The following is an 11,621-nucleotide window of genomic DNA, read 5'->3' on the forward strand; positions in this document are numbered from 1 at the left end:
GCGGCCGCCGCACGGATGACAGCGGCCGCCTGACGCAGATCAAACCAGCCGCTTACGGCGGCGTGCCGTCGCTGATCCACTTGCCGATAATGGCGCGCTCATCCGCCGTCATGCCGGTCACATTCCCCTGCGGCATGATGGTGCTCTGCACCGCCACCTGGTTGATGCGCGCCGCCTGGCCGCGTATCAATGCTTCCGTATCCAGCCGCACGCCGCCATTGGCCAGCGAGGCCGAATGGCAGCTCACGCAGCGTTGATTGATGATGGCCTGTACCTGCGGGAAGCGCAGCACCACCTGCACCTTCTTGTTGGCAAAGAAGGTCCCCACGGCCGTGCTGCCGCCATAGGTCCAGCTTCCGGTCGCCAGGCCGGAGGCCAGATTAAAGCTGCCGCTCAGCGTGGCCGTATGGCCGCCGCCGCTCAAGTCCAGCACAAAGCGGCCGCCCGGTGCAATGCCGGTCACGCCGTTCATATCGACATTGAAGGCGGCCGAGTGCAGCGCGCCTATCAGGGCGCCGTTGGCATCCACCGTCAAGGCCAGCGTGCCGCTGTCGCCGCCGCTGAGACTACCGTTGTAGTTGGCCGTAAATGCGGTGGCCGGCGTGCTCGGCGCGCTGCTGCCAAACGGAATGTACTCGATGCCGTTGCGGATCTTGTCCGCCACCAGCGCCTTGTTTTCCGCCGACTCCGAAAAACCGAACAGCACGATCGCCCGGCTCAGCACGCGCCCGCCCGGATTGGTGCCCTCCAGATTGCCGACGTGGAAGGCCAGCCCGGCCGCGTCCGGCGCGCGCTTGAGCACATTGGCATACAGCTGCGTGACGAACGCCGTGTTGTTCAGCGCGCCATAGGTGTCCGAGAACTCCCGGCTATCGATGAAGTTCTGCGCGATCTGTTCCAGGCTCAGGCCATTGTTCATGCCGTTGATCTGCGCGCCCAGCCCGGCCAGGTCCGGCACGCGGTTGAACGCGGCCTGATACAGACGGTACATCTGGCCAGGAATGCCGTCATCCACATCCAGCGACACCGTGGCATCGGCAAACTGCAGCAGCGCGCGCGCCGGCACCGCCTGCACCTGGCCGCTGACATTGTCGGTCACGGTCAGACTGGCATTGGAAATGGTGTACTGGCTCAGATTGCCGGAAAACGTCGTATTCACTGCCGGTCCCGCATCCATGCGGACGCCGCCCTGGCGCAATTGGCTGGCGGTGGCGGCCGTGCTGCTGCTATCGGTACCGGCACCGCAACCGGCCAAGGCCAGCAGCACCAGCACACTGGCCAGTATGCACTCCTGTTTCATCGTGGGAATCTCCTGTCGTTAAGATGAAAAAGAGCTGCCGGTGAGGCGACCGGCAGCAGCCCGTATGTCGGGTTGCCTGTGTATTCCCGCCGCACGCGCCAAGGTTCAATCCGGGCGTAAAAAAACCCGCACGGCGCGAACCGGGCGGGTTATCGGGGCGGTTGTCGGAGCAGACTGTCGTGCGGTTAGCCGAACAGTTCCTCGTGCGTCACGGTGGCCGTGCCCAGCTTGCCGACCACGATGCCGCCGGCGCGGTTGGCGGTTTCCACCGCGTCCTGCCAGCTGGCGCCGGCGCCCAGCATGCAGGCCATGGTGGCGATCACGGTGTCGCCCGCGCCGGAGACGTCAAACACTTCGCGCGCCTGCGCCGGCGTGTGGTATTGCGCGCCGTCGGTGTACAAGGTCATGCCCTCCTCCGAACGGGTCAGCAGCAAGGCGTCCAGCTTGAGCTCCGCGCGCAGCGCCTGCGCCTTGGCGGTCAGCTGCTCTTCGCTATTCCACGAACCGATGATGCGCTTGAGTTCGGACTTGTTCGGCGTCAGCACGGTGGCGCCGGCATAGCGTGCGAAATCGTCGCCTTTCGGGTCGACCATCACCACCTTGCCCAGCGCGCGCGCGGACGCGATCATGTCAGCCACGGCCACCAGGCTGCCCTTGGCGTAGTCGGACAGGATGATGACGTCGTAGTCGGCCAGCAGCGCCTTGTACTGTTCCAGCTTGTCGCGCAACACGGTGTCGGTCGGCGGCTCTTCAAAGTCGATGCGTACCATCTGCTGCTGGCGGCCGATCACGCGCAGCTTGATGATGGTGGAGATGGCTTCGTCACGTTTCAGATAGCTGCGGATGCCGCCGCCTTCCAGCAGGCGCGTGACTTCATCGCCCGCCTCGTCGTCGCCGACGATGCCCAGCAGCCCGGCCTGCGCACCCAGCGCGGCGGCATTGCGCGACACGTTGGCGGCGCCACCCAGACGCGCTTCGCGCTTCTCGATGCGCACCACCGGCACCGGCGCTTCCGGCGAAATGCGGCTGACGTCACCGAACCAGTAACGGTCCAGCATCACATCGCCTACCACCAGGATACGTACATTGTTCAAATTGGTCGTCAAGATTCAGCCTCGTATCAGGTGCGGGTCAGGATGGAACGGCCGATGCCGTGGTATTCAAATGCGGCTTCCGCCATCACTTCCGGCTCAAACAGGTTGCGGCCGTCGAAGATCACGGCTTGCTTGAGCGCCGTCTTGATCTTGTCGAAGTCCGGGCTGCGGAAGGCCTTCCATTCGGTGACGATGACCAGCGCTTCGGCGTCCGTCAGCGTGTCCATCGGGCTGGCGGCAAAGCGTACGCGCGCTAGTTCTTCCGGCGTCAGGTCCAGCGCCAGCACGCGTTTGGCTTCGGCCATGGCGACCGGGTCGTACACCGCCACCGTGGCGCCGGCGTCCAGCAGCTGGCGCAGCAGCACGCGCGATGGCGCTTCGCGCATATCGTCGGTGTTCGGCTTGAAGGCCAGGCCCCACACGGCAAAGTGCTTGCCGCCCAGGTCCGCGCCAAAGCGCTTGATGACCTTCTGGCCCAGCACCAGCTTCTGCTTGTCGTTGACGGCTTCCACGGCGCGCAGGATCAGCAGGTCCTGCGAGTACTGGCGCGCGGTGCGTTCCAGCGCCTGCACGTCTTTCGGGAAGCAGGAACCGCCATAGCCTGCACCGGCGTACAGGAAGCTGTGGCCGATGCGCGGATCGGAGCCGATACCGTGACGCACCGCTTCAATGTCGGCGCCCACCTGGTCGGCCAGATTGGCCAGTTCGTTCATGAACGAGATGCGGGTCGCCAGCATGGCATTGGCCGCGTACTTGGTGAACTCCGCCGAACGCACGTCCATCCAGAAGGTGCGCTCGTGATTGCGGTTGAACGGCGCGTACAGCTTCTTCATCTTGGCGGCGGCCTTTTCGCCTTCCGCCGTGTTGTCATGGCCGATGACGATGCGGTCCGGACGCATGAAGTCTTCCACCGCCGCGCCTTCCTTGAGGAACTCCGGATTCGACACCACCGAGAAAGTGGCGGCGACACCGCGCGCGCTGATCTCATCCTGCAGCGCGGCTTTCACGCGGTCTGCGGTGCCGACTGGTACGGTGGATTTGTCGACGATGACCTTGTAGCCGGTCATGTGCTTGCCGATGTTGCGGGCCGCGGCCAGCACGTACTGCAGGTCGGCAGAGCCGTCTTCATCTGGCGGCGTGCCGACCGCGATGAACTGCACTTCGCCGTGCGCCACCGAGGCCGCAACGTCGGTCGAGAACTGGATACGGCCGGCAGCGCGGTTGCGCGCGACGACTTCTTCCAGGCCCGGTTCATGGATAGGAATGCCGCCGTTGTTCAGCAGATCGATTTTCTTCTGATCGACGTCGAGACAGAAAACGTCGTTACCCAGCTCCGCCAGACAGGCGCCAGTGACCAGACCTACATAGCCAGTGCCAATAATAGTAATCTTCATCGCGATACTCTTTAATTCATAACGTTAAGTTCTTCGGTGCGGCGCGGCGGGTAGGTCTCCCACTTGCTGCATCCCGGGCACTGCCAGTAGAACTGGCGTGCTTTAAAGCCGCAGTGGCTGCACTGGTAGCGTGCCAGCTTCTGCGTATAACTGTGGACCAGATTCTTCACCATCGACAGCTCCGGCATCACATTGGCCGGTGCGTCCATCAGGCGCGCTTCCAGGAACTTGTCCAGGCCCAGCAAGGTGGGCGTGCGGCGCAGCTCATTCGACACCAGCTGCTTGGCGGCGTCCACGCCGTCCAGCTCCAGCACCGCCTTGTACACCACCTCCACCAGGTCGATCGACGAGGCCTGCTCCAGGTAGGACTTGAGCAGGTTCACGCCTTCCTGCGGGCGGCCAACCTTGGTGTAGCCATCCATGAGACGCTGCGCCACCAGCGCCACGTGCGGCACGCTGATCTGCTCGACGCGGCGCCAGGTCAGCAGCGCGCCTTCCAGGTCGCCCTGCGCCAGCTGGGCATCGCCGGTCAGCAGCGTCGCGCGCACGTTGACGCGGTCCGCCTGCAGCGATTTATCCAGCAGCACCAGCGCCTGGTCGGGATGCATATGCACCAGCGCGTCCTGCGCCAGTTCACAGTAGAACTGTGCGATTTCCTTCTGGCGAGAACCGGCGCCCGATTCCTGCAGGCCGATGGCCGACTCGATGGCGCGCGGCCACTCTTTCTCGCGCTGGAAAATCTCCAGCAGCGCGCGGCGCGCCTGCGCCGAGTACTGGCCATTGAGTAGCGTGTTAAAGGTCTCTTCGGCGCGGTCCAGCAGGCCCGCCTTGAGGTAATCCATGCCCAGCTCATACTGCGCGTGTTCCTTCTGCTCCTGCGGCAGGTCGGGACGCGCCAGCAGATTCTGGTGCACGCGGATGGCGCGCTCGGTCTCGCCGCGGCGGCGGAACAGATGGCCCAGCGCGAAGTGCATATCGGCCGATTCCGGGTCCAGCCGCACGATCTCGATAAACGCGTCGACCGCCTTGTCCGCCTGGTCGTTGAGCAGGAAGTTCAGGCCCTTGTAATAGCCGCGCGGCAGCGAGCGCGATTCCGACAGCAGCTGGCGGATATCCACGCGCGCCGCAACCCATCCCAGGCCAAAGAAGACCGGGATACCCAGTAACCACCAGAGTTCAAATTCCATGCTGTGTGCTTTTGTTATTGTTTATTGTGTGTTCACGCTGTCCGGCTGCGGCGGTATGGTCGCCTGCTGTGCCGAGGCTTGCAGCGTATGGATGGTCGTCTTGTGTTTGTTCGTTTCGCGGCGGTGGCGGAATACGGTGGGCGTCAGCGCCAGCACGCCCAGTACGGCGCCCGCGACAAAAAAGCCCAGCAGCATCAGCACCAGCGGGCCGCGCAGCTCATAGTGCAGGAACAAGTGCAGATCGACTTCCTGCGAGTTCTTCAGCGCGAAGCCGAAAAACAGGATGAAGATGATAAAACCGATAAAGGTGGAGATGAATTTCATCAGCCAGAGTCCCTGTGTAGTTCCAAGGGTGCCAGTATCGCACCTCGGGCAACAAAAAAAAAGCGGCATCCCGAAGGACGCCGCTTTGTTTAACTATTTGAATGCTTCAGTCCTCGATGATCGGTTGCCCGACCATCGCGTCAACCCGCTCGCGTAATTGCTTGCCAGGCTTGAAATGCGGCACCCGTTTTTCCGGCACCATCACCTTGTCACCCGACTTCGGATTACGTCCGATACGTGGCGGCCGGCTGTTGAGGGCAAAGCTGCCAAAACCGCGGATCTCGATGCGCTGACCAGTCGACAAGGCGTTGGTCATCGCATCCAGAATGGTCTTGACGGCATATTCCGCATCTTTGGCCACCAGCTGAGAATAACGCTCAGCCAGGCGGTTTATGAGTTCGGACTTAGTCATCGACTAGTTCTTAATACTTGCTTAGTTCTTGTTGTCCAGCTTTGCTTTCAGCAGTGCGCCCAGGCTGGTGGTGCCCGAAGCAGCGTTGCTGTCAGCAGCGATGTTTTTCATCGCTTCAGCGGTGTCAGCCGAATCTTTGGCTTTGATCGACAGCTGGATCGAACGTGCTTTACGGTCGATGTTGATCACCAGCGCTTCGACGGCATCGCCGACTTTCAGGTGGGTGCCAGCATCTTCCACGCGGTCACGCGAGATTTCCGAAGCGCGCAGGTAGCCTTCAACTTCTTCCGACAGCTGGATCACGGCGCCTTTAGGCTCAACCGATTTAACGGTACCGTTAACCAGTGCGCCTTTGTCGTTCATGGCGGCGAAGTTGTTGAATGGATCACCTTCCAGTTGCTTAACGCCCAGGGAAACGCGCTCACGCTCAACGTCGATGGCCAGAACCACGGCTTCCAGTTCGTCACCTTTCTTGAACTTGCGTACGGCTTCTTCGCCGGACTCGGTCCACGACAGGTCGGACAGGTGTACCAGGCCGTCGATGTTGCCAGCCAGACCGATGAACACGCCGAAGTCGGTGATCGATTTGATCGCGCCTTTGACTTTGTCACCTTTCTTATGGGTCACGCCGAAGTCGTCCCATGGGTTGGCTTTGCACTGTTTCATGCCCAGCGAGATACGGCGACGCTCTTCGTCGATCTCCAGAACCATGACTTCTACTTCGTCGCCCAGTTGAACAACTTTGTTTGGTGCGACGTTTTTGTTGGTCCAGTCCATTTCGGAAACGTGTACCAGGCCTTCGATGCCTTGTTCCACTTCAACGAACGCACCGTAGTCGGTCAGGTTGGTGACTTTACCGAACAGGCGGGTGCCTTGTGGGTAACGACGCGACAGACCGGTCCATGGATCATCGCCCAGTTGTTTCACGCCCAGCGAAACACGGTTTTTCTCTTGATCGTATTTCAGGACTTTAGCGGTGATCTCTTGACCAACGGTCAGCACTTCCGATGGGTGACGCACACGACGCCATGCCAGGTCGGTGATGTGCAGCAGGCCGTCGATGCCGCCCAGATCCACGAACGCGCCGTAGTCGGTGATGTTTTTCACAACGCCGGTCACCACGGTGCCTTCTTTCAGCGTTTCCATCAGTTTCTGACGCTCTTCGCCCATCGAAGCTTCGATGACAGCGCGGCGGGACAGAACCACGTTGTTACGCTTGCGGTCCAGTTTGATGACTTTGAATTCGAGGGTTTTGCCTTCGAATGGGGTGGTGTCCTTGACCGGACGGGTGTCTACCAGCGAACCTGGCAGGAAGGCACGGATGCCGTTGGTCAGAACGGTCAGGCCGCCCTTGACTTTGCCATTCACGGTACCGACGACGATCTCGCCCGATTCCATGGCTTTTTCCAGTGCCAGCCACGAAGCCAGACGCTTGGCTTTGTCGCGCGACAGGATGGTATCGCCGAAACCATTTTCCAGCGATTCGATGGCCACGGAAACGAAGTCACCTACTTTGACTTCCAGTTCGCCTTGGTCATTTTTGAATTCTTCAACAGGGATGAATGCTTCCGATTTCAGGCCGGCGTTGACGATCACGAAGTTGTGATCCAGACGAACGACTTCAGCCGAGATCACTTCGCCCGAACGCATGTCTTGACGCGACAGGGACTCTTCGAAGAGGGCTGCAAAACTTTCCATATTAGACATTGTATTTCCAGGTTACCAGTAAGGCCCGCGGGTTGCGGCTTCAACTGGGTTAGGTTAATAAAATTACTACTTTGCTACAGCGGCATACCATGCCAGCACCTGTTCGACCGCTTGATCAGCGTTCATTTCAGAGGTATCCAGCACCAGTGCGCCTTCTGCCGGGGCCAGCGGCGCGATGGTCCGGTTTGTATCCCGATCGTCACGCGCCTGCAAATCCACCAGTAGGTCTTGCATATTAGCAGAAAATCCCTTGTCTATCAATTGCTTATAGCGGCGCTCGGCGCGGGCCTGGACCGAGGCGGTCAAAAACACCTTCAAGGGGGCATGCGGGAAGATCACCGAGCCCATGTCGCGGCCATCGGCCACCAGGCCCGGCGCCTTGCGGAAACTCAGCTGCAGCCCCGTCAGCGCATGGCGCACCGCCGGGAACGTGGCAATTTTTGAAGCGGTGTTACCCACCTCTTCCGCGCGGATCGCATCCGTGACGTTTTCATGCGACAGGATGATGTCGCCGCCCTGAAAACTGCAATGCAGGTGCTCGGCCAGCTTGGCCAGTGCGTGCTCGTCGGCCAGGTCGGTCTCGCGGCGCAGCGCCGACAACGCCGTGAGGCGGTACAGCGCGCCCGAATCCAGGTAATGGAAGCCGAGCTTATCGGCAACGCGGTGTGCGACCGTGCCCTTGCCGGATGCGGTAGGGCCGTCGATGGTGATGACTGGAATTTGGGAAGTTGGCATATCGGTTACTTTGCTATTTCGGCAAACGCCTTGAAGTATTCAGGGAAAGTCTTGTTGACGCATTTCGGATCATTGATGCGGGTGGCCGCGCCCTTGCGCAGCGCACCGTCCAGCGCCACCAGCGAGAAGCACATCGCCATGCGGTGATCGTCATAGGTATCAATGGTAGCAGGCGTCAGCACGGCGGGTGGCGTCACCTTGATATAGTCCGGCCCCTCCTCCACCGTAGCGCCGACCTTGCGCAGCTCGGTCGCCATGGCGGCGATGCGGTCCGTCTCCTTGACACGCCAGCTGGCGATATTGCGCAGCGTGCTGGTGCCGTCGGCGTACAGCGCGGCCACGGCAATGGTCATGGCCGCATCCGGGATGTGATTGAAGTCAGCGTCAATCGCCTTCAGCGGGCCATTCGCCCTGGCCTCGATCCAGTTATCGCCCATCGTGATCTGCGCGCCCATCTGCTCCAGCGCGGCGGCAAAGCGCACGTCGCCCTGGATGCTGTGATTGCCCACGCCTTCCACGCGCACCGGGCCGCCGCCAATCGCGCCGGCTGCCAGGAAGTACGACGCCGACGACGCATCGCCCTCCACATGGATCGTGCCTGGCGACTGATACACCTGGCCAGGCTGGATGGTGAACGAGGCCCAGCCATCCTGCTCGACCTTGACACCGAAACGGCGGATCAGGTTCAGCGTGATTTCGATATACGGCTTGGAAATCAGCTCACCGGTCACATCAATCGTGATGGCACGCTCGCTCGCCATCAGCGGCGCCACCATCAGCAGCGCCGTCAGGAACTGGCTCGACACATCACCGCGCACCGACAGGCGCTGAGTGTTGATCTTGCCCTGCTTGATGTGCAGCGGCGGGAAACCGGGATTGCCCGTGTATTCCACGTTGGTGCCGGCAGCATTGAGCGCATCGACCAGATCGCCGATCGGGCGCTCATGCATGCGCGGCACACCGTGCAGCGTATAGTCGCCGCCGATGACAGCCAGCGCGGCGGTCAGCGGACGGATCGCCGTGCCCGCGTTGCCCATGAACAGATCCGCCGACTTATTCGGCAGCACGCCCGCCACGCCGGTCACGTGGTGAATCGTACCGGTAGCCGTTTTTTCCTCGGTCCAGATGACGCCGAGCGAACGCAGCGCCGCCAGCATCACCGCCGTATCGTCTGACGCCAGCAGATCAACAATCGCCACCTGCCCCTGCGACAACGCCGACAGCAGCAAAATGCGATTCGAAATGGACTTGGAGCCCGGCAGGCGCACAGCGCCCTCAACATGAGCGACCGTTTGCAGGTCAATGAATTCGTGAGTCATAAAATATTCCTTCCACTACGGGGTCAGGTCCGTCATTTCTACACGACCTCTACCGTAGTACGGCCTTACAGCTGGGCTCGTGTAGAAATGACGGACCTGACCCCGGGTTTAATCTGCTTTATCGGGCGATGGCGGCGTTTCGGCTGCTTCGATTGCGGTGATCCATTGGTGACGCGCGTGCTGGGCGTTGCTGTAGACCTGCTCCAGGCCCGCGCCGTCGTTGGCGGCCAGTTGCGCACGCAGTAGGGTCAGCTGGGCCATGTAGGCGTCCAGTTCGGCCAGCAGCGCTGGCTGGTTGGCCAGGCTGATGTCGCGCCACATTTCTGGCGATGAACCGGCGATCCTGGTGAAGTCGCGGAAGCCGCTGGCGGCGTACTGGAACAGCAGGTCGGCGTGCGGTTTCCTGGCGATGTCGTCGACCAACGCGTACGCCAGCAGGTGCGGCAGGTGGCTGACGGCGGCGAACACTTTGTCATGCTCTTCCGGCGTCAGGCGATGGATGATGGCGTCGCAAGCGCGCCATGCAGCGGCGACACGTTCTACATCCGTTTCGCTGTTTTCGGCCAGCGCAGTCAGCACGACTTTTTTGCCGACATACAGGTTGTCGATGGCGGCATCGGGGCCGTTGGTTTCGCGGCCGGCGATGGGGTGGCCTGGTACGAACTGCGCTACCTTGCTGCCCAGCGCGCGGCGCGCGGATGCGACGACGTCGGACTTGGTGCTGCCCGCATCGGTGACCACGGTGCCAGCCTGCAGATGCGGCGCTATCGAGGCCAGAATCGCCTCGGTCTGTGCGACAGGGGCGGCCAGCAGGACCAGGTCTGCGCCATGCAGCGCATCCGCTAGCGGCAGCGCGCCATCGGCGGCGACACCGCTTACGCCAATCGCATCGATGATGCCCAGCTCTTTTGCGCGCGCCATCGATGTGGCGGAACGGCCCACGCCGACAATCTCGCCTACTGCACCGGCCTTGCGCAGCGAACGGGCGAACGAGCCACCAATCAGTCCGACGCCAAAAATAACGACTTTATTCAGCATTACTCCGCCAGTGCTTTCTTCAGTGCCGCGATCAGCACGGCATTTTCCTGCGGCAGGCCGATGGAAATGCGCAGCCACTCGGGCAAGCCATAGTTCCCCACCGGACGCACGATCACACCCTGCTTCAGCAGCGACAGGTTAACGCGCGCACCTGCGCCCGCATCCTCGCCCACTTTTACCAGAACGAAGTTGCCGAACGATGGCACGTACCCCAGTCCCAGCTGCTCGAACGCTTCGACAAACTGCTGATAACCAGCGGCGTTGTTGGCTGCGCTCTGCGCCAGGAAGGCTTTGTCGTTCAGTGCTGCAATCGCTGCGGCTTGCGCCAGCGAGTTCACATTGAATGGCTGGCGGATACGGTTCATCAGGTCCGTCAGCGCTGGCTGCGCAATCGCAAAGCCGACGCGCAGGCCCGCCAGGCCGTACGCCTTCGAGAAGGTGCGCGAGACCAGCAGGTTGGGATATTTCTTGACCCACTGCGCCGACTCAAACTGGTGTTCGGCCGCGAGGAATTCGTTGTATGCCTCATCCAGCACCACCACTACGTGCGCAGGCACCTTGGCGATGAACGCTTCGATCTCGGCAGCCGGAATAAAGGTGCCAGTCGGGTTGTTCGGATTGGCGATGAAGACCAGGCGCGTGTCGTCACGGATCGCCGCCAGCATCGCTGGCAGGTCGTGGCCGTGCGCCTTGGCCGGCACCACGATGTGCTGTGCGCCCACCCCTTGGGTCGCCAGCGCGTACACGGCAAACGAGTACTGCGCATACACGATGGACTGGCCACGCTCGACAAATGCATGCGCGGCGATTTCCAGGATATCGTTGGAGCCGTTGCCCAGCGTGATCCAGTCTGCTGGCACGTCGTAGCGTTTGGACAGCGCACCTTTCAGGTCAAAGCCATTGGCGTCCGGGTAGCGCCCCAGTTCCGCCACGGCGGCGGCCAGCGCCTGCTGCGCGGAGGCCGGCATGCCAAATGGATTTTCATTCGACGCCAGTTTGACGATGGCCGCTTCTTCCAGGCCGAATTCACGCGCGACTTCCGAAATCGGCTTGCCTGCCTGGTAGGGTGCGATGGCGCGGACGTATTCCGGGCCGTAGTTCTTGCTCATAT

General features: G+C 61.6%; 11 protein-coding genes. All 11 read right to left on the reverse strand.

What is annotated here, in order from left to right; all coding sequences use genetic code 11:
* Window positions 1-52: 52 nt before the first annotated feature.
* Entirely contained in the window at window positions 53-1,300 is a 1,248-nt protein-coding gene (locus GTP58_RS30200; RefSeq protein ID WP_161080618.1) for a DUF4214 domain-containing protein, read from the reverse strand.
* Window positions 1,301-1,485: 185 nt separating this feature from the next.
* A complete protein-coding gene (gene rfaE1 / locus GTP58_RS30205; RefSeq protein ID WP_072787191.1) occupies window positions 1,486-2,406 on the reverse strand; it encodes a D-glycero-beta-D-manno-heptose-7-phosphate kinase in 921 nt (306 codons plus the stop codon).
* A 14-nt stretch (window positions 2,407-2,420) separates the two neighbouring features.
* On the reverse strand, window positions 2,421-3,788 hold the full coding sequence (locus GTP58_RS30210) for a UDP-glucose/GDP-mannose dehydrogenase family protein (RefSeq protein ID WP_161080619.1): 1,368 nt from the start codon (window positions 3,786-3,788) through the stop codon (window positions 2,421-2,423).
* 11 nt (window positions 3,789-3,799) lie between these two features.
* Window positions 3,800-4,975 carry a lipopolysaccharide assembly protein LapB gene (lapB, locus tag GTP58_RS30215; protein WP_161080620.1) on the reverse strand — a complete coding sequence of 392 codons (1,176 nt, stop codon included), beginning with the start codon at window positions 4,973-4,975 and terminating at the stop codon, window positions 3,800-3,802.
* 21 nt (window positions 4,976-4,996) lie between these two features.
* Window positions 4,997-5,299: a lipopolysaccharide assembly LapA domain-containing protein gene (locus GTP58_RS30220; protein WP_072787194.1), complete on the reverse strand. Its 303-nt coding sequence runs from the start codon at window positions 5,297-5,299 to the stop codon at window positions 4,997-4,999.
* A 106-nt stretch (window positions 5,300-5,405) separates the two neighbouring features.
* The gene (locus tag GTP58_RS30225) at window positions 5,406-5,711 is read right to left on the reverse strand and encodes an integration host factor subunit beta (protein ID WP_072787195.1); all 306 of its coding nucleotides are present in this window, start codon (window positions 5,709-5,711) and stop codon (window positions 5,406-5,408) included.
* Window positions 5,712-5,732: 21 nt separating this feature from the next.
* Complete coding sequence (gene rpsA / locus GTP58_RS30230) at window positions 5,733-7,409, reverse strand: 30S ribosomal protein S1 (protein WP_072787196.1); 1,677 nt, start codon at window positions 7,407-7,409, stop codon at window positions 5,733-5,735.
* Between the two features lie 75 nt (window positions 7,410-7,484).
* Window positions 7,485-8,153 carry a (d)CMP kinase gene (gene cmk, locus GTP58_RS30235; protein WP_161080621.1) on the reverse strand — a complete coding sequence of 223 codons (669 nt, stop codon included), beginning with the start codon at window positions 8,151-8,153 and terminating at the stop codon, window positions 7,485-7,487.
* 5 nt (window positions 8,154-8,158) lie between these two features.
* The gene (aroA, locus tag GTP58_RS30240; protein ID WP_161080622.1) at window positions 8,159-9,472 is read right to left on the reverse strand and encodes a 3-phosphoshikimate 1-carboxyvinyltransferase; all 1,314 of its coding nucleotides are present in this window, start codon (window positions 9,470-9,472) and stop codon (window positions 8,159-8,161) included.
* Window positions 9,473-9,580: 108 nt separating this feature from the next.
* Window positions 9,581-10,510, reverse strand: a complete 930-nt coding sequence (locus GTP58_RS30245; protein ID WP_202413916.1) for a prephenate dehydrogenase/arogenate dehydrogenase family protein — start codon at window positions 10,508-10,510, stop codon at window positions 9,581-9,583.
* Window positions 10,510-11,619: a histidinol-phosphate transaminase gene (gene hisC / locus GTP58_RS30250; RefSeq protein ID WP_161080623.1), complete on the reverse strand. Its 1,110-nt coding sequence runs from the start codon at window positions 11,617-11,619 to the stop codon at window positions 10,510-10,512. The genes GTP58_RS30245 and hisC overlap by 1 nt, the downstream gene beginning before the upstream one ends.
* Window positions 11,620-11,621 lie beyond the last annotated feature (2 nt).

It is taken from the genome of Duganella sp. CY15W (assembly GCF_009857555.1).
GTDB classification, from domain to species: Bacteria; Pseudomonadota; Gammaproteobacteria; order Burkholderiales; family Burkholderiaceae_D; genus Rugamonas; species Rugamonas sacchari.